Origin of the sequence: Klebsiella sp. CN_Kp091, from assembly GCF_040065095.1 — a bacterium.
GTDB lineage: Bacteria > Pseudomonadota > Gammaproteobacteria > Enterobacterales > Enterobacteriaceae > Klebsiella > Klebsiella aerogenes.
Genome location: NZ_JBEAIO010000001.1, coordinates 217,275 through 239,615, shown reverse-complemented (window position 1 = coordinate 239,615; position 22,341 = coordinate 217,275). Strand labels below are relative to the sequence as shown.

Sequence of the window (22,341 nt, the reverse complement as noted above, 5' to 3'; positions counted from 1 at the left end):
GCATGGCCGATAACACACTTCATACTTCTGCCCGTAGCCACTGGCTGGAGCGCCGCTTTGCGCTTCGCGCACGGGGCGGTTCGCTACGAACCGAATGCCTGGCCGGGATCACCGGCTTTCTCGCCGCCGCCTATTTACTGGTGGTCATTCCAGGACTGCTGGCGATTGGCGGAATGGATAAAGGCGCCGCCACCACGGGCACCATCCTGGTCTTTGTCGCCGGTTCGTTATTAATGGCGTTTTATGCCAACCTGCCGTTTATCGTCGGTCCGGGCATTGGCGGCTCGGTACTGGTGGGGGTGACGCTGGCGGGCAGCGAAGGTATTGGCTGGCAGATTGGCCTCGGGATTGCTTGCTGGTCGGGGATCCTCTTCTTCCTGTTGACCCAATTCGGCCTGCGCGAAGTGGTCACCCGCTCGGTACCGCAGTCAATTAAGCTGGGGCTCACGGCTTCGATCGGGTTATTCGTTGCCGTTCTTGGCTTTCGCAATGCCGGGCTGGTGTTGGCGAATGCCAAAACCAACGCCCTGATGCTCGGTGATTTTCTTGCCCCCGGCGCGCTGGTGGCGCTGTGCGGCCTGTTTCTGGCGATAGCGCTACAGGCGCGTAAAGTACCAGGCGCGATACTGTGGGCCATTCTGTTCGCCACCCTGGTGGGTATTCCGTTCGGCGTGACAAAGCTACCTGACAGCTTTATTGACGTTCCGCACTCGCTGGCTCCGGTGTTCGGGCAAATCGATCTGTTGGGGGCATTAAATATCGCCTTCCTGCCGTTCCTGTTCGTCTTTTTCGCGTCCGAGTTTTTCTCGACCATGGGTACGACCCTGGCGGTCGGCGGCGAGGCGGGCTTGCTGGATGAAGAAGGCAACATGCCGCAGATTAATCGCCCGTTTATGGTCGATTCGATTGCCGCCGCGCTGGGCCCGTGGGTCGGTATTCCGGCGGCCACGGCGCTGATTGAATCATCCGCGGCGGCGGAAGCCGGCGGCAAGACCGGCCTTACTGCGCTGGCGGCGGCGGTGATGTTCCTGTTGATGCTGCTGTTTACGCCGGTGGCGCTCATGATCCCTAAAGAGGCCACCGCGCCGGCGTTAATTCTGATTGGCCTGAATATGTTCAGCGGCCTGCGCAAAGTCGATCTGGGAAACTTCACCGACGGTCTGCCGGTGTTAATGATGGTGATGATTACGCTCATCGCCAACAGCTTCGGCACCGGTATCGCCGGCGGGCTGCTGTTTTACATTGTCATCAAAGCGATCGCCGGCAAGTGGCGTGAAATTCCGATTGGCCTGTGGGTGCTGGCGATCCCGCTAATCTATTACTTCGCGACCTTAGTTAAGCACTAAGCGCTTCACAATGTGATTTCACCTCTTGATATAACAAACGCACCGCGGCAGAGAGCTGCTTGCGGTGCGGACAAATCATATTCAGCGGCGTTAAATCGCCCTGATAGTCCGGCAGCAGCCGCACCAGACGCCCTTCTCGCAGATCGTCGCTGACATCGAGAAACGATTTATAAGCGATTCCCTCACCGGCTACCGCCAGCCGACGGATCACCTCCGCATCATCACTCATAATCGCGCCGTTCATCTCCACGGTATGCACTTCATTACCTGAAATCAGCGGCCAGCGATCAAAAGGTCGGCCACGTAATACGTACAACAGCGCGCTGTGCCGGGATAATTCCTCGAGGCTACTGATTTGACCGTGGCGGGCAATCCACTGCGGTGAAGCAACCAACACCCGACGGTTTTCCGGCGCGACGGGCAGTGAGATAAACGAAGCGTCTTCGTGGTAGCCGTAGCGAAAAGCGACATCCACCGGATCTTTAAACACGTCGGTCAGATGATCGGAAAAGTGCAGCCGCAGGCGCAGCGCCGGATGACGTTCGCGAAAAGCGCAAAATACCTTGAGCAGCAGGTTACGCCCTAGATCGGATGGCACGGCAATTTGCAGCGTGCCGCGTACTTCATCCCCTGGCGTCTGAATTTTCTGTAGCCCGGCCTGAAGGGTATCGAGCATCTGGGTGGCATAGGGGAGCCAGGTTTCGCCCTCCGGGGTCAGGCGCAGGCTACGGGTCGAACGAGCAAAAAGGCGAATATTAAGCGTCGTTTCCAGGCGTTTGATCGCTGCGCTTACCTGCGCAGGCTGCTGCCCCGCTTCTCGTGCCGCCTCGCTAAAACTGCCTAACGCCGCCGCGCGGACAAATAAGGTCAGATCTTCCAGCCTGAACATGCCAATTCTCCAAAGCTTCAGAATGCTCCCAAAATAGCGATTTACCGCGCAACAACGCAAGCGGCACAAGACTTCAGCCGTGTTTTGCTTACACTTTTTAAAAAACCAGTGCTTGCCATTTCAGCAGCGCTTCAGGAATGATACGAGGCTGCTATTTTGAGTCCAGGTAATATTGAGGAAAATATGCGTAAAACAAAAATGATGCTTCTGGGCGTACTTCTTGCCAGCGCCAGCGCAAGCTGGGCGGCGCCGGCCTCCGGGATTGAACAGTATGCGATGAAAGAATTCACCGCTGATTTTACCCAATTTCATATTGGCGATACCGTGCCGGCGATGTACCTCACTCCTGAGTACAACATCAAGCAGTGGCAACAGCGTAACCTGCCTGCGCCGGATGCCGGCAGCCACTGGACCTACATGGGCGGCAACTACGTCCTGATCACCGACACCGAAGGCAAGATCCTGAAGGTGTATGACGGCGAGATTTTCTATCATCGCTAAGTCATCGACGCAGCCGCAACTGCGCATTCGCCCCGGTCACGACAGCGACTATCCTCGCCTGCGCCAGCTATTCCTTGACGCGCGTATGGCCTCGTGGACATGGCTTAACAGCGATCAATGGCGGCTGGAAGATTTTGATGCGGTGGTACAAGACGAGCAGCTATGGGTCGCCGAATGCGGCGATACGCTGGCAGGATTCGCCTCGGTGTGGGTTATCGACAACTTCCTGCATAACCTGTTCGTGGATCCGCAGTGGCAGGGAAAAGGCGTCGGTAGTCTGCTGCTGGAACAGGTTCAGCGCTCATTTAAGCACAGCGGTACGCTGAAATGTCTGTCGCGAAATGAAAACGCCCTGCGCTTCTACCAGCATCACGGCTGGAAATTCGAAGCCCAGGGCGCGTCTCCTGACGGAGATTATTGGCTGATGCGTTACACCCAGCCTTAAACGGCGCGGAAGGCTATTTCGCTCGGGATAACTTCGCCCTGCCAGTACATCTGCGCCGCCACGCGTCCCGCCAGCTGGCGGTAGATATCGGTAAACTCGCTTTCCGGACGCGCAATAACCGTCGGCGTGCCTTTATCCAGATCTTCACGCAGCGTGATATGTAATGGTAACTGGCCTAGCAACTGAGTGTGGTACTTCGCCGCCAGCTTCTCGGCGCCGCCGGTGCCGAAGATAGGTTCGTGGTGCCCGCAGTTGCTGCAAATATGCATGCTCATGTTTTCCACGATGCCTACGACCGGCACTTCTACTTTCTCAAACATCACGATGCCTTTTTTGGCGTCGATCAGCGCGATGTCCTGCGGCGTCGTCACCACCACCGCGCCGGTTACCGGAATGTTCTGCGCCAGGGTCAGCTGGATGTCTCCGGTTCCCGGCGGCATGTCCAGTACCAGGTAATCCAGATCCGGCCACAGCGTCTCCTGCAGCATCTGCATCAGCGCCTTACTGGCCATCGGGCCGCGCCACACCATGGCGTTGTCGTCGGTCACCAGATACCCAATGGAGTTAGTCGCCAGGCCATACTTCATGATCGGCGCCATATGGGTGCCGTCCGGGGATGTCGGGCGGCTGTCTTCCGCGCCAAGCATGGTCGGAATCGACGGGCCATAGATGTCGGCATCGAGGATACCCACTTTGGCCCCTTCCGCCGCCAGCGCCAGCGCGAGGTTCACGGCGGTAGAGGATTTGCCCACCCCGCCTTTACCGGAACTCACGGCGATGATGTTTTTCACGCCATTAATGCCCGGCTGGTTTTTCACCCGTTTCAGGGTGGCGATACTGTGAGAGAGCTTCCAGTCGATGGCTTTCGCGCCGGTGATACGCAGCAGCTCGGCGCTGCATTGCTCCTTCAACGCCTCAAACGCGCGGGTCCAGACGAACGGCATTTGGATCTCGATATGCACGGTATCGTCAAGCCAGGCGACATGGTGCAGCGCCTTTAGCGTGGTGAGGTTATGTTTCAGGGTTGGGTGCTGGAAATTAGCCAGAGTCCCGGCGACCATCGCACGTAGACGTTCGGGGGATTTGGCCTGGGATTGCGAACTCATCCCGACTCCTTTGTTATTGTGAGTTGATTCTTGTCCGTTAAGTTTACCTGAAAGGGAATAATTCCCCCACAATAAGCTTTGGGCTTACCAAATTATTGCCTTTCAGGTAACATCAAAAGCCCTTTTTACAACAGAAGATGTAATGCCCACTATGACTCAAGTCGCGAAAAAAATTCTGGTAACGTGCGCGCTGCCGTACGCCAACGGCTCTATCCACCTCGGCCACATGCTGGAGCACATCCAGGCTGATGTCTGGGTCCGTTACCAGCGAATGCGCGGCCACGAAGTCAACTTCATCTGCGCCGACGACGCCCACGGCACCCCGATTATGCTGAAAGCGCAGCAGCTTGGCATCACCCCGGAGCAGATGATTGGCGAGATGAGTCAGGAGCATCAGACCGATTTTGCCGGTTTCGATATCAGCTACGACAACTACCACTCGACGCACAGCGACGAGAACCGCGAGCTGTCGGAGCTTATCTATACCCGTCTGAAAGAAAACGGCTTTATTAAAAACCGCACCATCTCTCAGCTCTACGACCCGGAAAAAGGCATGTTCCTGCCGGACCGTTTCGTCAAAGGTACCTGTCCGAAGTGTAAATCCCCGGACCAGTACGGCGATAACTGCGAAGTCTGCGGCGCGACCTACAGCCCGACGGAGCTTATCGACCCGAAATCCGTGGTGTCCGGCGCGACGCCGGTGATGCGTGAATCTGAGCACTTCTTCTTCGACCTGCCGTCCTTTAGCGAAATGCTGCAGGCGTGGACCCGCAGCGGCGCGCTGCAGGAGCAGGTGGCGAACAAAATGCAGGAATGGTTCGAATCCGGTCTGCAACAGTGGGATATTTCCCGTGATGCGCCGTACTTTGGTTTTGAAATTCCGAATGCGCCGGGCAAATACTTCTACGTCTGGCTGGATGCGCCGATCGGTTACATGGGTTCCTTTAAGAATCTGTGCGATAAACGCGGCGACACGACCAGCTTCGATGAATACTGGAAGAAAGATTCCAGCGCCGAGCTGTATCACTTCATCGGTAAAGACATTGTTTACTTCCACAGCCTGTTCTGGCCGGCCATGCTGGAAGGCAGCAACTTCCGTAAGCCGACCAATCTGTTCGTTCACGGCTATGTCACGGTAAACGGCGCCAAGATGTCCAAATCTCGCGGCACCTTTATCAAAGCCAGCACCTGGCTGAACCATTTTGATGCCGACAGTCTGCGCTATTACTACACCGCTAAGCTCTCTTCGCGCATCGATGATATCGACCTGAACCTGGAAGACTTTATCCAGCGCGTTAACGCCGATATCGTTAACAAAGTGGTCAACCTGGCCTCACGTAACGCCGGCTTTATCAATAAACGCTTTGACGGCATGCTCTCCGCTGAGCTGGCTGACCCGACGCTGTATAAAACCTTCACCGATGCGGCTGCCGCTATCGGCGAAGCGTGGGAAAGCCGCGAGTTCGGTAAAGCAATCCGCGAAATTATGGCGCTGGCCGATGTCGCTAACCGCTATGTCGACGAGCAGGCGCCGTGGGTGGTGGCAAAACAGGAAGGCCGCGACGCCGACCTGCAGGCAATCTGCACCATGGGGCTGAACATGTTCCGCGTGCTGATGACCTGGCTGAAGCCGGTTCTGCCTGGTCTGAGCGCGCGCGCTGAAGCGTTCCTCAACACCGAACTGAGCTGGGACGCCATCCAGCAGCCGCTGCTGGCGCACAAGGTTAACGCTTTCAAAGCGCTGTACAACCGCATTGAAATGAAACAGGTCGAAGCGCTGGTGGAAGCCTCTAAAGAAGAAGTTAAAGCCGCCGCCGCGCCGGTCACCGGTCCACTGGCCGATGATCCGATCCAGGAAACTATCTCCTTTGACGATTTCGCCAAAGTGGATATGCGTATCGCGCTGATTGAAAACGCCGAGTTCGTCGACGGTTCCGATAAGCTGCTGCGCCTGACGCTGGATCTTGGTGGCGAGAAGCGTAACGTCTTCTCCGGCATCCGCTCCGCCTACCCGGATCCGCAGGCGCTGATTGGCCGCCTGACGGTGATGGTCGCTAACCTGGCGCCGCGTAAAATGCGCTTCGGCATCTCCGAAGGGATGGTGATGGCCGCCGGCCCCGGCGGGAAAGATATCTTCCTGTTAAGCCCTGACAGCGGCGCACAGCCGGGTCAGCAGGTTAAATAAACCTTGCAAAAGCGCTGCTCCGGCAGCGCTTTTTTTATTCCCTTCACGCCTTCTGTTGCGACAATGCGTAATCGCCATAATAATCATTACTGTCTGTTCCTCTCTGGACGCGCAATACCACTCAACATAGGGAATCGTGATGAAATTTAACCGCAAGATGGCTGGCGTGCTGGCCGTATCCGTTCTGCTGGCGGCGCTCGCCGGCTGCGATAATAAAAAAGAAGAGAGTAAAACCTTTACGCTGAATACCAACGGCGTCGAACTCAGCTTTACCTACCACTATGACGGCGACAAAGTACTGCGTCAGGATGCCGACAACACCATTCCCTATAAATCGATCGGCGCCGAAAATAAAGAACAGGCGCGGGCCATTATTGAGCCGATTAGCAGCGTGTATCGTAATCTACAGGGCGTTGAGCAGACCATCGACTATAAAGATTCCTACGCGCTTGAGCATCTGACCGTGGATTTCAGCAAAGCGAAAATCAGCGAGCTGTGCAAACTGCCGGGCTCGATGTTCACCGACTGCTCACAGCAGTTTGTTTCGCTATCCGTGTCAACTAAGCTGCTGGAATCGCAGGGTTTTAAAGAAGTGAAGAAGTAAAGAGAGACAGGGCCCGGGCGCAGGCCCGGGTCACGTCTGGCGCTTAGCCTTTGGCGTGCTCGCGCTCGGTAAGACCGCGCAGGAAATAGCGCAAAAACTGATCGCCGCATTCGCGGTAGTTTTTGTGGTCCGGCGCGCGCATCATGGCGGTAATTTCCGGCATCGACACGCGGAATTTTTGCTGAGTCAGGATCGCCAGAATGTCGTCGGTCTTCAGCGAAAAGGCGATACGCAATTTTTTCAGTACGATATTGTTATTCACCCGGCGCTCAACCGCCAGCGGCGGCGCCGACTCGTCTTTGCCGCGCTTGTCGTAAATCAGACCGTTGAGGAAATTCGACAGTACGACATCCGGGCAGCGCGCAAACCCTTCTTCGTCTTCTTTTTTCAGCCAGGGTACCAGTTGTTCCGCACTCACCGGCGCATCCGCCAGCGCAAAGATGCGTACCAGACCGTTATTATTCGTTTTCAGGGTGTAGCGCAGGCTACGTAAAATATCGTTGCTGATCATAATGCCTTCATGATGAAAAATGCTGGCGCTAAGTCTACCATGATTCCGCGTTTTTACAGACCAATCGCCTCTTTCAGGCTTTTCAGATAGCGGCGGCTGACCGGCACCGTTTGTCCGGCGCGCATTAACAATTCCGCCTGCCCATTCTCCTCAAGGCGGATCTCCTTCAAATGCGCCATGTTAACGAGATATTGACGGTGGCAGCGCAGCAGCGGCGTACGGCTTTCCAGCGTACGCAAAGTCAGTTCGGTAAAGCCTTCTTTACCTTCACTATCGGTGACGTAAATCCCGCTCATTCGGCTACTCACAAAAGCCACATCTTCCATTTGCAGTAGCCAGATGCGGCTGTGGCCGGTACAGGGAATATACTTCAGCGCCTGCTGGGCATCATCCAATAGTGATACATCCTGCAGGCTGCGCTCGTGGCGCAGGCGACTCAGGGTTTTCTCCAGCCGGGCGTTTTCGATAGGCTTGAGCAGATAATCGAAGGCGTGCTCTTCAAAGGCCTTCACCGCATACTCATCGAAGGCCGTTAAAAAGACGATATAGGGGCGATGTTCTGGATCGAGCATGCCAACCATCTCCAGCCCACTGATACGCGGCATTTGAATATCCAGAAACAGCACGTCCGGGCGCAGCTTATGCACTGCGCCAATCGCCTCGACGGCGTTGCCGCATTCGCCGACGATATCAATATCGCTTTGCGCCTCCAGCAGGATGCGCAGATTTTCCCGCGCCAGCGGCTCATCATCGACGATTAAAACTTTTAGCATGCATTCTCCTCCACAGGCAGTCGCAGCGTGATGCGGGTATATTGTTCCGCTTCGCAAGTGACGCTAATTCCGCAGTCGGCGCCGAAGCGCGTGCGCAGTCGTCTGTCCACCAGACTCATCCCAAGCCCGCTGGCATTAGGGTTATCCCGATACAGCCCGGCATTGTCTTCCACGTCCAGCTGTAGCCAACGCTCATGCTGACTGGCGCGAATGGTAATTTCGCCTACGCCAAGATGCTGAGAAGTGCCGTGCTTGATTGCGTTTTCAACTATCGGCTGTAACGTAAATGCCGGTAGTTGCAGGTGCTCAAGCGACGCAGGCACCTGCATGCGTATCTGCAAATTATCCTGGAATCGTGCCTTCTCAATTTGCAGATAGGCATTCACATGTTCAATTTCGTCCGCCAGGGTGACGATCTCCGTTGGTCGCTTCAGATTTTTGCGAAAGAAGGTCGATAGATACTGCACCAGCTGTCCGGCCTGATCGCTATCGCGGCGGATCACCGCCTTAAGGGTGTTAAGGGCGTTAAACAGAAAGTGCGGGTTGACCTGGGCGTGTAGCAGCTTAATTTCCGACTGGGTCAGCAACGCTTTCTGCCGTTCATACTGGCCAGCGAGGATCTGCGCCGACAGCAGTTGCGCTATCCCCTCCCCCAACGTGCGGTTAATCGAGCTGAACAGGCGGTTTTTCGCTTCATACAGCTTGATGGTGCCAATGACCCGTTGATTCTCACCGCGCAGCGGAATGACCAGCGTCGAGCCCAGTTTACAGCCAGGATGAATTGAGCAGCGGTATGGCACCTCGTTGCCGTCGGCATAAACCACTTCGCCGGTATCAATCGCCTTTTGTGTATAGGACGAGGAGATAGGTTTACCTGGTAGATGATGATCGTCGCCGATACCGGTAAACGCCAGCAGCCTGTCACGGTCGGTAATCGCCACGGCGCCGATATCAAGTTCCTGAATCAGCACCTGAGCGACCTTCATACTGTTCTCTTCGTTGAATCCCTGGCGCAGGATCCCCTCGGTGGAGGCAGCCACCTTTAGCGCGGTGGCGGAAAAAGCCGAAGTGTATTTCTCAAACATCGCCCGTTTATCCAGCAGGATACGCATAAACAGCGCGGCGCCGACGGTGTTAGTGACCATCATCGGCGCCGCGATACTCTGTACCAGGTGCAGCGCATCCTGGAATGGCCGCGCAATCAGCAGGATTATCAGCATCTGTACCAGTTCAGCGAAAAAGGTTATCGCCCCGGCGGTGAGCGGGCTGAAAACTTTATCCGGACGTCCGCGTTTAATCAGAATGCTGTGCACCAGGCCACCGAGCAGCCCTTCAACAATGGTCGACACCATACAGCTTAGCGCCGTCATTCCGCCCAGCGAATAGCGATGCAGGCCTCCGGTCAACCCCACCAGACCGCCGACCACCGGGCCGCCGAGCAGGCCGCCCATCACTGCGCCAATAGCGCGTGTATTAGCAATAGAGTCTTCGATATGTAGACCGAAATAGGTCCCCATAATGCAAAAAATCGAGAAGGTGACATAGCACAGCAACTTATGCGGCAGACGCACGGTGACCTGCATCAGGGGGATGAACAGCCGCGTTTTACTCATCAGCCAGGCGATGACCAGAAACACGCACATCTGCTGGAGCAGCAGCAATACCAGATCGAACTCGTACATACCCGCCAACCACACAACCTTTGAAAGCGCGTAACATACACTGACCGCTTATAACTTTCTTTGAAGCGATACAAGAAAATGATAAATCATGGTGACGATCACACTTCTCACCGTCTCGCCGTCGCCGTAAAGTGCAAAAAATGAACAATTGATAAACCCCTTCTACAGTTAAATGAGGAGAAACACGGCGGGAGGAGAAAATGGCGCTGTATACGATAGGCGAAGTGGCTCAGCTTTGTGATATCAACCCCGTGACGCTGCGAGCCTGGCAGCGACGTTATGAACTTATCAAGCCGCAACGCACCGATGGCGGCCATCGTTTATTCAATGACAGTGAAATCGATCGCATCCGCGAAATTAAGCGCTGGATTGATGCCGGCGTTCAGGTCGGTAAGGTAAAAAATCTGCTGCCCGATCGCGAAGCGGATGTCGAAGACGGCTGGCGCGAACAGCAGGAAATTTTGCTCGGTTTTCTGCAGGAAGGTCATTACCAACGGGTGCGGCTATGGCTCAAAGAGCGCAGCCACAGCTATAGCGCACAGATGCTGGTGCATCATCTGCTTAATCCGCTTCGTCACCGCCTGCTAAGCCCTCAGCCGACTTTACTGGCGCTGCGTAGCCTGCTCGATGGTATCTTAATCAACCACATCGCCCAATGTCTCGCCCACGCCTGGAAGCGCCCCGGTCATCACGCGGTGGTGGTGGGTTGGAATACCGATGACACCACTCAATTGTGGCTGGAAGGGTGGATCGCCTGCGAGCAGGGCTGGCGGGTGGATATTGTCGCGCATTCGCTTAGTCAGATCCGCCCGCAGCTATTTCCCGACAGTACCCTGCTGGTGTGGTGCCCCGCGCCGCCGGGTAGCCCGCAGGCAGCGCAGCTCCGCGAATGGGAACAGCGGGAAAATCTGATCTGGCTAAATAGCAATTAATGTTTCATTAACACCTGCGCTTCACCGTATAATCCCACCGTTAACAAAAGGAGCCTATCATGAAGCCTGCGAAAATCGCGGTCATTACCCTCTTCTTATGCATGGCCATTGGCGGGATCGGCGGCGTCATGCTGGCGGGTTACTCGTTTATTGTTCGCGGTGGTGTCGGCTGATCCACTGGTTCAGCCGCTCAAAAAAGCGGTCGATAATGATCGCGGCGAGCGCCACCAGCAGCGCCCCCTGCAGCACATAAGCGGTATTAAAACCGCTGAGGCCGATAATTATCGGCGTGCCGAGCGTGTTGGCGCCCACCGTTGAGGCAATGGTTGCCGTACCAATATTGACGATGGTCGAGGTGCGGATCCCGGCCAGCATTACCGGCGCCGCCAGCGGCAGCTCCACCTTACACAACCGCTGCCAACCGCTCATCCCCATCCCCTCGGCAATATTCAATACCCCAGGTGATATCGAACTTAATCCAGCCAGCGTTCCCTGCAGCACGGGCAATATTCCGTATAGCGCCAGCGCAATAAGCGCTGGCTGCCAGCCGAACCCCATCACCGGAACCGCGATCGCCAGTACCGCTACCGGCGGAAATGTCTGTCCCATGGCGGCGATGGTTTCCACCAGTGGGCGAAACTCTCGTCCGGCGGGTCGGGTGACGAGAACCCCCGCCCCCACGCCGATAACCGTCGCGGCAATACTGGAGAGCGCCACCAGCCAAAAGTGGGCCAGCGTCAGCGCCAGAAAACTCTCCTGCTGATACACCGGGCGCGGCAGCTCCGGAAACAGCCAGCTAAACAGCGGCGCGCTGTGGGGCAATGCCAGCAGCAGCGCGATAAACAGCGCCACCAGCCACAGCAGCGGATCGCGAAGCGCCTTCACGTCGTGCCCCTATCGTGTAGCAGGTCTGCAAAGTGCAACGTACCACACGCTTCGCCCTGTTCATCGACCACCGGCAAAACGTCGCGGCGGTGGGCCACAAATTGCGACAGCGCCTCGCGCAACGTCATCGAGACGTTCAGCGCATCGCCCGTCAGCCGTTCATCCCGGCGCAGGTAATCCCCAACGCCGCGTAGCGAGAGCAACCGAACGCCCAGTTCGCTACGGCCAAAAAAGGTTTCAACAAAAGCGTTTTTCGGCTGCAGCAGCATTTGTAACGGCTCCCCCTGCTGCACCACTTCGCCGCCGTCCATCAGCACCAGATGATCCGCCAGGCGTAGCGCTTCGTCGATATCATGGGTGACGAGCACGATCGTGCGCCCAAACAGACGATGAATGCGCAGCATCTCCTGCTGCAACGCTTCGCGGGTGACCGGATCCAGCGCGCCAAATGGCTCATCCATTAACAGCACCTCCGGGTTGGCCGCCAGCGCCCGCGCCACGCCAACGCGCTGCTGCTGGCCGCCGGAAAGCTGATGCGGGTAGCGATCGCGCAGCAGAGGTTCCAGGCCAAGTAACGCCATGAGTTCATCAATCCGCTCGTTAATTTTTCCGCGCGGCCACTTTTGCAGCTGCGGCACGGTGGCGATATTCTGCGCCACTGTCCAGTGTGGAAACAGGCCGATAGACTGAATGGCGTACCCCATACGGCGACGTAGCGTCAGCAATGGCTGTCGGCGGATATCCTCGCCGGCGAAGCGTATCACTCCGCTATCCTGTTCCACGAGTTGATTAATCATCTTCAGAGTGGTCGATTTTCCGGAGCCGGACGTCCCTATCAACACCGAAAACGCCCCCTCGCGCAGATGCAGGTTGAGATCCTTTACCGCCGGCTGCCCGGCAAAGGCTTTATTCACCCCGTCGAACTCAATCATGCGCCTCTCCTTTTAGCAACGCGCCCCATAGCGCAAACACGGCGTCCACTACCACCGCCAGCGCAATCGTCGGAATGACCCCCAGCAGCACCAAATCCAGCGCGCTGCTGAGGAGCCCCTGAAACACCAAAGCGCCGAAGCCGCCCGCGCCTATCAGCGCCGCCACCACCGCCATACCGACGGTCTGCACGCTGACCACCCGCAAGCTGCGCAGCAGAATCGGTAGCGCCAACGGCATTTGGACCTGGCGGAAACGCTGTCCGCCGCTCATTCCCATCGCGGTCGCGCTTTCCAGCGCCTCGCGCGGTACCTGTTGCAGCCCGGTCACCACCCCACGCACCAGCGGCAAGAGCGCGTACAGCACCAGCGCGATCAGCGCCGGCGCCAGACCGGTTCCGGAAATGCCAATTTTGCCCAGTAGCGGAAAATGGCGCGTCAACCCGGCCAACGGTGCGATCAACAAACCGAATAGCGCCACCGAGGGAATAGTTTGAATCACATTAAGGAAGGTGAATACCGGCGCCTGCCAGCTGGGGCGTCGCCAGAGGACAAAGCCTATCGATAGACCCAATAACAATCCGGGCAGCAACGTCCCGAACAATAGCCATAGATGCTGACGCAGCGCGTCATTAAAGACATCCTCACGGTTAGCATATTCTTTCAGCAAAGAGAGTTGGTCGAGCGATCCATGCCACAGCAGCAGGCACGGTAGCAGCCAAAGCTGCGCATTCAGCAGCCAACGCCACAGCGCTCGCGGCGTCAAACGGCGAATAATATCGCTGGCAATCAGCAGGCATAGCGCGAGAGCAAGCCATAATCCGCTACCGGGAGAAGTACGCGCCAGCGGGGAGCCCTGTTGGACCAGTTGTAGCGCGACATGCCCGGCGCCCCACATTAGTAAAGGCAGGAGTAAATCGGCAATAAGCAGACTACCGAGCAACGCCAGACGACCGGGGAGCCAACACATTAGCAATAACAGCAGCCCCCCCGCCAGCTGCGCCGCCGCCAGCCACGGCATCTGCGTCCAAAGCCAACGCGCTTCCCCGGAGAGCAGACGGTTAGGGGCATAAGTGACAAACGGCAGCGCCGCCACGGCCAATAGCAGTAGCGTGAGCAGCAGCGCCACGCGGTTATAACAACGAATAGTCACCAGTCCTTACTTCAGCAGCCCTTTTTGTTGCAGGTAATCGGCGGCCACGCTCTTCGCGTCACGCCCTTCAACGGCAATACTCGCGTTTAATTTCTGCAACGTTTTTTCATCGAGGCTGGCGAACACCGGCTCCAGCCACTGCGCCATCTGCGGATACGCCTTCAGCACCACGTCGCGCACAACCGGCGCCGGCGCGTAAATGGGCTGTACGCCTTTTGGATCGCTCAGGGTTTGTAACCCCAGCGCCGCCACCGGCCCATCGGTACCATAGGCCATCGCCGCGTTAACGCCGGAGGTTTGCTGTGCCGCCGCTTTGATCGTCACTGCGGTATCGCCGCCCGCCAGCGACAACAGCTGATTCTGATTAAGCTTAAATCCGTAAGCTTTTTCAAATGCCGGCAGGGCATCGGCGCGCTCAATAAACTCCGCGGAAGCCGCCAGTTTAAAATCGCCACCCTTCTGTAGATAGGCGCTAAGATCGGCCAAAGAAGTAAGATGATTTTGCTCTGCCACCTCCTGTCGCACCGCGATAGTCCAGGTATTATTGGCGGGAGCCGGGGTCAGCCAGATCAGCTTGTTTTTTTCCGCGTCCAGCTTTTTAACTTTTTCATAGCCCTGTTTGGCGTTTTTCCACGCCGGATCATTTTCATCTTTGAAGAAGAAAGCCCCGTTGCCGGTGTATTCCGGATAGATATCCAGTTCGCCGGCGGTAATCGCTCCGCGAACCACCGGCGTGGTGCCAAGCTGAACTTTATTGATCGTTTTCACACCGTGACTTTCCAGCACCTGCAAAATGATATTGCCGAGCAGCGCCCCTTCTGTATCAATTTTCGAGCCCACCTTCACCGGTTCTGCCGCCAGTGAAGAGCAGCTGATGAGTACCAGGCCTGATACGATTGTCTTAATCTTTATTTTGCTCATCAATTTTCACCACTCCTCATATCTCAGTACTAAAGCTTAGGCGCTAAGCTAAAATTCATCAAAGAAAAGTAGCAAAACAATAAAATCATGAACCTTAAAAAACATTAAAAGAAAATCGTCACTTTACTTCATGCATTAAATGCCGAATATCGAACATTAAATATTGCATCCCTCGTCCAAAATCACGATACTTCAACAATTAAGATTTAACGAAAGGTTTCCCTCTAGATAGAGCATGAATCAATGAATTAGAAAATAATAATTCAAATAACGAATTCATGATCACCCCACACCCATTTTAAATGGATAAGTAATGCTTAACTCATGCAGGTGAAACAATTCCCATCAGAACGGATTTATCTAATGAAATTTTTACTGAATGAACATATCGTTTTCGATTTCGACACCAGCACAATATTCACCGAAGAATCTCCTGACGATCCAATACAAATTTCGAACCCTGCCAAGAGACTTCTTTATTTATTACTCTCCCATTCCGGGGAGGTTGTTTGCCGGGAAGTATTATTCAAAAAAGTTTGGGATGACTTTGGTATGGTTTCCAGCAATAACAATCTTAATCAATGTATTAGTAAATTACGCCGAATACTACGCCATTTTAATCAGAACGAAGAAATTATTATTACCGTCCCGAAAGTGGGATTTATGCTAAACAAGCAAATTGTTGTTGAAGAACTTGTTGATCATGCCCCTCCGATTGCCAATACATCAGCAATCATATCCGATTGTCCAACAGTAAAACTATCACAGTATCATAGGCAACATTTTGCGCCGGGGTTGTGGACATGTATCTTCGCCGCATGTTGTGTATCCATATCGCTAATATTATTAATCACATTTCTATTTTTCAATAGCTCACATCACCAGGATGAATTATTAATAGGTTCAGCAAGAACCTGCGCAGTACGGATTGCAGAAAATGCAGCCGATCTGGCGACACTATCTAGTTTTAAAAAAGATGTCCTTCAGAGTCTGCAACAACTTAATTTACACTGTAACCATGATCAATATATTCTGCTGGTTCGTAATGAATCTCTCACGTCCAGAACGTTGGGGGTATCACGTTACTCCCCTCTTTTGTGCGAAAAAATAATATCAAACGAATCAGATATTTGCCTAAAAATACAAATATCAACAATTCTCAAGTAGCGCAATAATATCGCAAGCAAAATAGCCAAACGATCTACTCGTTAGATGGCCGCATAAATATTCACCCACTAAATTAATCAATAAAAACTAATAATCAAATAAAATCAAAAAATGAAAATTAACCACAAAAATAAAAATATAAATAATAAGAAAGTGATATTTAATATTTACAATAAATTCATTCGACAATATCATTCAACCTACATGAATACCTGCCGCGAGAAACATGAAGGAAAGATCGCAAACATCAACCTTTATCTAGCTCCAGCTCTAGCAATTATTATGAGTCAGGCATCATGCAACAAGGGAATTATATACATTATTTTAATATAGGATAGATTTATATGTTTAAGAAAAATATTTTAGCAATCCTGACAGGTTCTTTGCTGCTTTCCGCAAACGCGATGGCAGCTTCAGATAATACCATTAGTTTCCAGGGCGAAGTGAGTGACGAAACCTGTTCCGTCGCTATCAATGGCAATCAAACTTCACCCGTTGTACTACTGCCTACCGTTAGCAGCACTGAACTGGCCGCCAGTGGCGATACCGCAGGCCAGGCGACTTTTGATATTGGCCTGACTGGCTGTACTGGCAACACCGCTGCAGAGACAAAAATCTCCACCGTATTCGTCGGCAACCAGGTCACCACTAACGGCAACCTTGGTAACACCGGAACCGCAGCAAATGTCGAAGTACAAATTCTGGATACCGCCGGTAAGGCAATTAACCTGACTGACAGCTTCAAAGGGGATGGTGACCTGACGCTGGCAGCAGGCGAAACCGAAGCCAGCGCAACGTATACCGCACAGTACTACGCCAACGGCAAGGCAGCTGCAGGTACTGTAGAAGCCACCATGCAGTACGCCGTGTCTTACCAGTAATCGTTTATATGTGGCCTACTGCGTTTATGTAGGCCACATTTTTAGCTTTCATGGAGCCGTTGAAATGGTAAAGGACTTTATCCGTTATGGCATTCGATATCTCACTGGCGTGGCGCTTATATTACTGCCACTGACCTTTTCATGGGCCAGCGTGACGCTATTAGGTAGCCGTATAATTTATCCTTCAGATGTCACATCCGTGGACGTCCAGTTAAAAAACAACGATACGTTCCCCTATGTTGTACAAACATGGTTTGATAATGGCGATATCGACGCCGACCCACAGGCTGTCGGCACTGTCCCTTTCCTGGCAACGCCGCCCGTTTTTCGTATTCAAGCGAAATCTGGCCAGGTTGTCCGTGTTGTATACAGTAAGACCAAAGCATTACCGCTGGATCGCGAATCGGTTTTTTGGTTTAACGCCCTACAGGTTCCGCCAGCTAACGTTAACGGCGATAAAAAGCAAAATAAAATGCTGGTGATGCTGCGTACGCGTATCAAATTATTTTATCGACCAGCCAAATTAGGCGCACCAGGAAATCTGGTTAAAAAACTACAAATAAAAGCGGTATTCGACGCAAATAAAGGCACTGGTATTAACGTTATTAATCCACACCCCTGGTACGCCTCTATTAGCAATCTAACGGCGAGCGCCAGCGGCAAAACGTATACACTGAAAACCGATATGGTTGCCCCATTCAGTAACCAAATATTTTGGCTGCCGGAAAATAATAATGCCAAACGGACTACTGGTAGCGTAAATGTCACCCTGGTTAACGATCAGGGCGCAAGGATTAGCGAGCGATATAATGTTACTTATCCCTGAACTCCCCCCGCAAAAACTTGCAGTGCTAGTCGGCTTACTTTGCATTAATCCTGCTTTAGCCGAAGATTTCTATTTTGATCCTAACTTATTCCAGGGTTCGTCCTATGGTCAAAATATAGAGAAATTTAACCAACCGCACACCGCCTCTGGCCTTTATGTGGTGGACATTTTCGTCAATAATACACTAGTGAAATCTGGCGTACCGATTCAGTTCAAAGCCTTAGAGAATGAAAAGGATACTGAACCCTGCCTGCCGCTGGCAATCATGAAAACCGCGCAAGTAAAATCATTACCCGAAAAAGATGATGCATCATGCCGCTCCCTAACTCAGTGGGTGCCGCAGGCTAAGTGGGATTTTGAAGCAGCGATACTTCGTTTATCTCTGACTATTCCAATGACCGAACTCAATCGTGTTCCGCGCGGGTATATCCCACCAACGGAATGGGATAGCGGCGCCCTGGCGCTTTTTTTTCGCCACAATAGTAGCTATACCGTCACCGAGAATACCGACAATAACTCTCGCTATCAGTATTTATGGAGCGGGATTAATGCTGGAACCAATCTTGGATTATGGCAAGTGCGCCATCAGGGAAATATGCGTTATGCCGATAGCGACGAAAGTGGAAACGAATATCACTACGATAGCGTTCGTACCTGGGTGCAGCGGCCTATCCAGCAAATCAATAGCGTCATCAGCGTGGGTGATAATTATACCGACTCAAGTCTATTTGGCAGTATTTCCTTTAACGGTGTCAAACTTGCCACTGATGAACGAATGTGGCCTCAGGGAAAACGCGGTTACGCGCCAGAAGTTCGTGGTGTAGCGGCAAGCAGCGCCCGGGTAGTGGTGAAACAGCTGGGTAAAACTATCTACGAAACCAATGTTCCGCCTGGGCCGTTTATCATTGACGACCTGTATAACACCCGTAATCAGGGGGATTTACAAGTCGAAGTGATTGAAGCCAGTGGTAAAACGTCTTCTTTCACCGTTCCCTATTCCGCGGTGCCTGATTCCGTTCGTCCAGGCAATTGGCATTATTCGCTCGCCTTAGGGCGCGTACGCCAATATTACAGCGTTGATAATGACTTTTTCGAGGGAACGCTGCAGCACGGGATCAATAACAATGTCACTATTAATCTCGGTTCCAGAATCGCCGAGGACTACCAGGCCTGGCTGGCTGGTGGAGTCTGGGCCACCTGGCTTGGCGCATTCGGCGTAAATGCCACCTGGTCTAATGCTGTCGTGGAAGATAATAATCGCCATCAGGGCTGGCGCGCGGAATTGAGCTATAGCAAAACCTTCGAAACCGGCACCAATCTGGTACTGGCGGCATACCGATATTCAACAGATGGATTCCGCGATCTCCAGGATGTTTTAGGTGTTCGACGCCAGCAAGAAACTGGGACTGATTATTATTCGGATACCTTACAACAGCGTAATCGCCTCTCCGCTACCATTAGTCAGCCGTTAGCAGGCTTCGGTACCTTAAATTTAAGCGCCAGTACGGCGGATTATTATAGTAATCAGTCACGACTCACCGAACTACAGCTTGGTTACAGCAACCAGTGGAAACAAATAAGCTACGGCATCAACGTCGCCCGCCAGCGCAGCACCTGGGATTACGGCCATTACTATTACGGCGTTGACGACGAATCAGACAGCAGTACGCAGGAGAAATATACTGAAACCACCGTTTCGTTTAATGTTTCCATTCCATTGGATTGGGGCGAAAACCGCACTTCGATGGCCATGAACTATAACCAAACGCACGAAAGCCGCTCATCAACCATATCGATGACCGGCACCAGCGGCGATAACAGTAATTTGTCATGGTCGGTGTATGGCGGCTATGAACGCTACCGCAATGGCGATAGCGGGTCATCGTCAACCTTTGGCGGCAATGCCCAGCAAAATACGCGAATTGGCGCCCTACGGGCCAGCTACGATCAGGGCAATAACTATCGCCAGAGCGCGATTGGCGCGTCCGGAACAATTGTTGTGCACCCTGGGGGAATAACCGCAGGGCCATACGCCAGCGATACCTTCGCCCTAATTCACGCTGATGGCGCAGAGGGAGCTGAGGTACAAAACGGCCAGGGCGCAGTCATCGATAGCTTTGGTTATGCCATCTTACCGTCGCTTTCTCCTTACCGCGCCAACACCGTCGCTCTGGATACACAAAAAATGAACAGCAACGCTGAATTAACCGGCGGTAGCCAACGCGTCGTACCCTATGCTGGCGCCATTGCACGCGTTAATTTTGCCACCCTTTCCGGAAAAGCCGTGCTGATCAACGTAAAAACCCGCGATGGCCATCTGCCGCCGATGGGCGCCGACGTGATAAACGGTGAAGGTGCGGTCATTGGGATGGTCGGCCAGGGCGGGCAGATTTACGCCCGTATCGCCACGGCCTCGGGCTCGCTATTGGTGCGTTGGGGAGATAACAACGCCCTCTCCTGTCGAGTGAGCTACCAAATCGATTTAAAAACCAATGACGATCTTCTGTATCTGGATAAGATCTGTGAAAAGGATTAACGCTATGCGTTCGGCTATTCATTTATTATTACTCATTGCCGCGATGGCTACGGCGGGGATATCTTCGGCTTCCTGCATCAGGGTGACCAGTTCGTCGTCATTATCCTCAGCCGCAAAAGCGGCAGGTTATACCGCCGCTAGTTGGAGCGGAGCCTGTGACACCTGCACCAGCAACATCGGTCTGCCCTCGGTCATAAGCGTCAACTCCGGGAAAAATTTTCAGCCGGCGGGGACGCTCCTCGCCAGCGCCGTCGGCAACTTCCTGACCGCGTCAACTAATCAGACTTATGGGAGTAATCAAGTCCTGTTTCGCTGTGCGCTGGCAGATGCGGGTAGTTTATACGAAATGTACTCGACCAACGGTGACAGTACCTATGCCGGCAAATATGCGGTATCCGATGTCGACGGCGCTTATTATGACGCGGAAAAAAATGTCGCCGTACGCATCACCAACTTGAGTACAGGGGAGTACTACAGCCGTTACTGGAAGGAGCGGCAGCTTACATCAGATAGCTGGTATCAGGATGATCAATACATTTATATCCCGGCAAGCGCCTTCAGCAACGTGCTATATGAAATGTATAAAACGGATGACACAGCCTACTATGTTTACTCCAGCGCTACGAACAAAGACGTCTGGAGCCAACCTCGCGGTTATATTGCGTTCAAAGGACCTGGTTTAGCGACCAATGCGCTCTCTCCTGGAGAAGATCACAACACCCATTATGATGGCTGGTATAGCCTGTGGCCTGGCGGCTGGAGCACCTACAACAATGTCACCTACGTACGCGGCGCGCTTTGCCAGATAAAAGATTATCCCTCGGTGGTCACCTTGCCACCAATTGCGGTTGGCGCACTTGCGGCGGGCGGCAGCAGCCAACGCCCTTTCACCGTCAGCCTGGAGTGCGAGTCTGGCGCGAAGTCGAGCACATCAGCTTCCACCAGCAGTTCAGCCAACGTCGCGATGGGATTTTTAGTTAACCAACCAACCGCGGTCGCCGCGGCGCAATCGTTAGGGCTGGTCACCTCCGGCGGCGGATTAACCTGGCTGCTGGATACAAACTATGGCAGCGGCGGCATCGCTTCAGGGGTCGGGATCCGAATTTATAATCAGTCAGGAAATGCGATCAATCTGTTGCCTGACAGACTAAGCACCGGCAGTGGAAATAGCCGCGGCTGGTATGCGTATCAGGATCTCACATCGCTCATCTCCTCTGGCAGTACCAATATCTACAGCGGCGATTTCACCGCCTCGCTGGAGGCGATAAGCGGTCAAACCATTACAGCAGGGACGGTGAATGCGCAGCTTCAGGCAGTGGTTAGCTTTCAGTAAAGCGCTGGCTTTCGCATTGCTGGCAGCGGCGGGAACGACCCGCCCTGCCCTGGCGATAGTCAACGTTGAAAAAACCCGCGTCATTTTCGCCGCCGGCGAAATGTCACAGGCAATTACGTTATCTAATGACGGCGAGACGCCTATGCTTTTGCAAACCTGGAGCGACAAGGGTGATATCGCCGCTTCGCCGGATAGCCGTGACACGCCTATTGTCGTACTGCCTCCGGTGTTCAAAATGCAGCCCGGCGAACTGCGTTCGCTGCGCTTAATGCTTACTTCACGGCAAATTTTAGCCGCGGACCGCGAAAGCCTGTTTTGGCTCAATCTCTATCAAATCCCCCCCAACACTAAAACCGCTGACACCGGATCACGTCAGGTTATCCTGCCGCTGCGGTTACGGTTAAAGGTTTTTGTTCGTCCGGCAAATTTGAAAGCGCCAACCCCCGATACGGAACAGCAACTGAAATTTAGCGTGGAGGGGAAAACCATCACCATCGATAATCCCACGCCGTGGTTTATGAGCATAAGCGTGCAGCCAGGTATGCAAAAATCGATTGATAACCTGCTTATCCCGCCAAAATCAGGCCAAAAGATAGAGTCTAGCCAACCGCTACAGCGCAGCGACGCCATACGTTACTCGGTAATCGGCGATGATGGAAACGCCAGGAATTACGCCGCAACACCGCAATTTATGCATTAAAAAACCCCTTCCGTTTCTACGGAAGGGGTTTGTACT

At 53.6% G+C, this 22,341-nt stretch carries 22 protein-coding genes; 13 read left to right on the top strand and 9 right to left on the bottom strand.

Going from position 1 to position 22,341, the window contains the following annotated elements; all coding sequences use genetic code 11:
• Nucleotides 1-2 precede the first annotated feature (2 nt).
• Nucleotides 3-1,346, top strand: coding sequence for an NCS2 family permease (locus tag ABLV17_RS01110; RefSeq protein ID WP_113374378.1), 1,344 nt, complete (start codon nt 3-5; stop codon nt 1,344-1,346).
• Here ABLV17_RS01110 and ABLV17_RS01105 read toward each other — a convergent pair.
• Nucleotides 1,336-2,235, bottom strand: coding sequence for a LysR family transcriptional regulator (locus ABLV17_RS01105; protein WP_087860186.1), 900 nt, complete (start codon nt 2,233-2,235; stop codon nt 1,336-1,338). The two genes, ABLV17_RS01110 and ABLV17_RS01105, sit on opposite strands and share 11 nt — an antisense overlap.
• 183 nt (nt 2,236-2,418) lie before the next feature.
• On the opposite strand from ABLV17_RS01105, the gene ABLV17_RS01100 reads away from it, so the two are divergent.
• Together ABLV17_RS01100 and ABLV17_RS01095 are read left to right on the top strand one after the other, a co-directional pair.
• Entirely contained in the window at nt 2,419-2,736 is a 318-nt protein-coding gene (locus tag ABLV17_RS01100) for an RcnB family protein (protein WP_087860184.1), read from the top strand.
• The gene (locus tag ABLV17_RS01095) at nt 2,729-3,181 is read left to right on the top strand and encodes a GNAT family N-acetyltransferase (protein WP_259678468.1); all 453 of its coding nucleotides are present in this window, start codon (nt 2,729-2,731) and stop codon (nt 3,179-3,181) included. Before ABLV17_RS01100 ends, ABLV17_RS01095 begins: the two co-directional genes overlap by 8 nt.
• Here the strand turns inward: ABLV17_RS01095 and apbC are convergent.
• A complete protein-coding gene (apbC, locus tag ABLV17_RS01090) occupies nt 3,178-4,287 on the bottom strand; it encodes an iron-sulfur cluster carrier protein ApbC (protein WP_015365751.1) in 1,110 nt (369 codons plus the stop codon). The genes ABLV17_RS01095 and apbC overlap by 4 nt on opposite strands.
• A gap of 151 nt (nt 4,288-4,438) precedes the next feature.
• Between apbC and metG the strand changes: the two genes are divergently transcribed.
• A complete protein-coding gene (metG, locus tag ABLV17_RS01085) occupies nt 4,439-6,472 on the top strand; it encodes a methionine--tRNA ligase (protein ID WP_087860201.1) in 2,034 nt (677 codons plus the stop codon).
• A 139-nt stretch (nt 6,473-6,611) separates the two neighbouring features.
• On the top strand, nt 6,612-7,076 hold the full coding sequence (locus tag ABLV17_RS01080) for a YehR family lipoprotein (RefSeq protein WP_308958213.1): 465 nt from the start codon (nt 6,612-6,614) through the stop codon (nt 7,074-7,076).
• 43 nt (nt 7,077-7,119) lie between these two features.
• Here ABLV17_RS01080 and ABLV17_RS01075 read toward each other — a convergent pair whose 3' ends face one another.
• From ABLV17_RS01075 to ABLV17_RS01065, 3 genes are read right to left on the bottom strand one after another with little or no spacing between them, the layout of a single operon-like run.
• The gene (locus ABLV17_RS01075; protein WP_015706088.1) at nt 7,120-7,587 is read right to left on the bottom strand and encodes a DUF1456 family protein; all 468 of its coding nucleotides are present in this window, start codon (nt 7,585-7,587) and stop codon (nt 7,120-7,122) included.
• 53 nt (nt 7,588-7,640) lie between these two features.
• A complete protein-coding gene (gene btsR / locus ABLV17_RS01070) occupies nt 7,641-8,360 on the bottom strand; it encodes a two-component system response regulator BtsR (RefSeq protein ID WP_087860183.1) in 720 nt (239 codons plus the stop codon).
• Entirely contained in the window at nt 8,354-10,042 is a 1,689-nt protein-coding gene (locus ABLV17_RS01065; protein WP_087860182.1) for a sensor histidine kinase, read from the bottom strand. Before ABLV17_RS01065 ends, btsR begins: the two co-directional genes overlap by 7 nt.
• A gap of 200 nt (nt 10,043-10,242) precedes the next feature.
• Here ABLV17_RS01065 and ABLV17_RS01060 point away from each other — a divergent pair, with 200 nt between their 5' ends.
• Nucleotides 10,243-10,974, top strand: coding sequence for a MerR family transcriptional regulator (locus ABLV17_RS01060; RefSeq protein ID WP_087860181.1), 732 nt, complete (start codon nt 10,243-10,245; stop codon nt 10,972-10,974).
• Nucleotides 10,975-11,033: 59 nt separating this feature from the next.
• Nucleotides 11,034-11,147 (top strand): protein YohO, encoded by a 114-nt coding sequence (locus ABLV17_RS01055; protein WP_015365743.1) that lies wholly within the window; start codon nt 11,034-11,036, stop codon nt 11,145-11,147.
• Here the strand turns inward: ABLV17_RS01055 and ABLV17_RS01050 are convergent.
• The 4 genes from ABLV17_RS01050 to ABLV17_RS01035 are packed head-to-tail and all read right to left on the bottom strand — an operon-like array spanning nt 11,122 to nt 14,862.
• On the bottom strand, nt 11,122-11,859 hold the full coding sequence (locus ABLV17_RS01050) for an ABC transporter permease (RefSeq protein ID WP_087860180.1): 738 nt from the start codon (nt 11,857-11,859) through the stop codon (nt 11,122-11,124). The genes ABLV17_RS01055 and ABLV17_RS01050 overlap by 26 nt on opposite strands.
• A complete protein-coding gene (locus tag ABLV17_RS01045) occupies nt 11,856-12,791 on the bottom strand; it encodes an ABC transporter ATP-binding protein (RefSeq protein WP_113374375.1) in 936 nt (311 codons plus the stop codon). The genes ABLV17_RS01050 and ABLV17_RS01045 overlap by 4 nt, the downstream gene beginning before the upstream one ends.
• The gene (locus ABLV17_RS01040) at nt 12,784-13,941 is read right to left on the bottom strand and encodes an ABC transporter permease (RefSeq protein WP_348854051.1); all 1,158 of its coding nucleotides are present in this window, start codon (nt 13,939-13,941) and stop codon (nt 12,784-12,786) included. Before ABLV17_RS01040 ends, ABLV17_RS01045 begins: the two co-directional genes overlap by 8 nt.
• 6 nt (nt 13,942-13,947) lie before the next feature.
• Complete coding sequence (locus tag ABLV17_RS01035; protein WP_308958211.1) at nt 13,948-14,862, bottom strand: ABC transporter substrate-binding protein; 915 nt, start codon at nt 14,860-14,862, stop codon at nt 13,948-13,950.
• Nucleotides 14,863-15,225: 363 nt separating this feature from the next.
• On the opposite strand from ABLV17_RS01035, the gene ABLV17_RS01030 reads away from it, so the two are divergent.
• The 6 genes from ABLV17_RS01030 to ABLV17_RS01005 all read left to right on the top strand — a co-directional run bounded on the left by ABLV17_RS01030 (nt 15,226) and on the right by ABLV17_RS01005 (nt 22,305).
• Nucleotides 15,226-16,029 (top strand): winged helix-turn-helix domain-containing protein, encoded by an 804-nt coding sequence (locus ABLV17_RS01030; RefSeq protein ID WP_308958210.1) that lies wholly within the window; start codon nt 15,226-15,228, stop codon nt 16,027-16,029.
• Between the two features lie 344 nt (nt 16,030-16,373).
• Nucleotides 16,374-16,910, top strand: coding sequence for a fimbrial protein (locus ABLV17_RS01025; RefSeq protein ID WP_213316988.1), 537 nt, complete (start codon nt 16,374-16,376; stop codon nt 16,908-16,910).
• A gap of 64 nt (nt 16,911-16,974) precedes the next feature.
• Nucleotides 16,975-17,736, top strand: coding sequence for a fimbria/pilus periplasmic chaperone (locus ABLV17_RS01020; protein ID WP_213794394.1), 762 nt, complete (start codon nt 16,975-16,977; stop codon nt 17,734-17,736).
• Nucleotides 17,720-20,272 carry a fimbrial outer membrane usher protein gene (locus ABLV17_RS01015; protein ID WP_308958208.1) on the top strand — a complete coding sequence of 851 codons (2,553 nt, stop codon included), beginning with the start codon at nt 17,720-17,722 and terminating at the stop codon, nt 20,270-20,272. The genes ABLV17_RS01020 and ABLV17_RS01015 overlap by 17 nt, the downstream gene beginning before the upstream one ends.
• A gap of 4 nt (nt 20,273-20,276) precedes the next feature.
• Complete coding sequence (gene stbD / locus ABLV17_RS01010; RefSeq protein ID WP_308958207.1) at nt 20,277-21,605, top strand: fimbrial usher protein StbD; 1,329 nt, start codon at nt 20,277-20,279, stop codon at nt 21,603-21,605.
• Nucleotides 21,571-22,305 (top strand): fimbrial assembly chaperone, encoded by a 735-nt coding sequence (locus ABLV17_RS01005; protein ID WP_308958206.1) that lies wholly within the window; start codon nt 21,571-21,573, stop codon nt 22,303-22,305. Before stbD ends, ABLV17_RS01005 begins: the two co-directional genes overlap by 35 nt.
• The last annotated feature ends 36 nt before the right edge of the window (nt 22,306-22,341 follow it).

Excerpts from the sequence above, each read along its gene's own strand:
- ABLV17_RS01110 (WP_113374378.1), top strand. The coding sequence starts at position 3 with ATGGCCGATAACACACTTCATACTTCTGCCCGTAGCCACTGGCTGGAG.
- ABLV17_RS01105 (WP_087860186.1), bottom strand. The coding sequence starts at position 2,235 with ATGTTCAGGCTGGAAGATCTGACCTTATTTGTCCGCGCGGCGGCGTTA.
- ABLV17_RS01100 (WP_087860184.1), top strand. The coding sequence starts at position 2,419 with ATGCGTAAAACAAAAATGATGCTTCTGGGCGTACTTCTTGCCAGCGCC.
- apbC (WP_015365751.1), bottom strand. The coding sequence starts at position 4,287 with ATGAGTTCGCAATCCCAGGCCAAATCCCCCGAACGTCTACGTGCGATG.
- metG (WP_087860201.1), top strand. The coding sequence starts at position 4,439 with ATGACTCAAGTCGCGAAAAAAATTCTGGTAACGTGCGCGCTGCCGTAC.
- ABLV17_RS01080 (WP_308958213.1), top strand. The coding sequence starts at position 6,612 with ATGAAATTTAACCGCAAGATGGCTGGCGTGCTGGCCGTATCCGTTCTG.
- ABLV17_RS01075 (WP_015706088.1), bottom strand. The coding sequence starts at position 7,587 with ATGATCAGCAACGATATTTTACGTAGCCTGCGCTACACCCTGAAAACG.
- btsR (WP_087860183.1), bottom strand. The coding sequence starts at position 8,360 with ATGCTAAAAGTTTTAATCGTCGATGATGAGCCGCTGGCGCGGGAAAAT.
- ABLV17_RS01065 (WP_087860182.1), bottom strand. The coding sequence starts at position 10,042 with ATGTACGAGTTCGATCTGGTATTGCTGCTGCTCCAGCAGATGTGCGTG.
- ABLV17_RS01060 (WP_087860181.1), top strand. The coding sequence starts at position 10,243 with ATGGCGCTGTATACGATAGGCGAAGTGGCTCAGCTTTGTGATATCAAC.
- ABLV17_RS01055 (WP_015365743.1), top strand. The coding sequence starts at position 11,034 with ATGAAGCCTGCGAAAATCGCGGTCATTACCCTCTTCTTATGCATGGCC.
- ABLV17_RS01045 (WP_113374375.1), bottom strand. The coding sequence starts at position 12,791 with ATGATTGAGTTCGACGGGGTGAATAAAGCCTTTGCCGGGCAGCCGGCG.
- ABLV17_RS01035 (WP_308958211.1), bottom strand. The coding sequence starts at position 14,862 with ATGAGCAAAATAAAGATTAAGACAATCGTATCAGGCCTGGTACTCATC.
- ABLV17_RS01030 (WP_308958210.1), top strand. The coding sequence starts at position 15,226 with ATGAAATTTTTACTGAATGAACATATCGTTTTCGATTTCGACACCAGC.
- ABLV17_RS01025 (WP_213316988.1), top strand. The coding sequence starts at position 16,374 with ATGTTTAAGAAAAATATTTTAGCAATCCTGACAGGTTCTTTGCTGCTT.
- ABLV17_RS01020 (WP_213794394.1), top strand. The coding sequence starts at position 16,975 with ATGGTAAAGGACTTTATCCGTTATGGCATTCGATATCTCACTGGCGTG.
- ABLV17_RS01015 (WP_308958208.1), top strand. The coding sequence starts at position 17,720 with ATGTTACTTATCCCTGAACTCCCCCCGCAAAAACTTGCAGTGCTAGTC.
- stbD (WP_308958207.1), top strand. The coding sequence starts at position 20,277 with ATGCGTTCGGCTATTCATTTATTATTACTCATTGCCGCGATGGCTACG.
- ABLV17_RS01005 (WP_308958206.1), top strand. The coding sequence starts at position 21,571 with ATGCGCAGCTTCAGGCAGTGGTTAGCTTTCAGTAAAGCGCTGGCTTTC.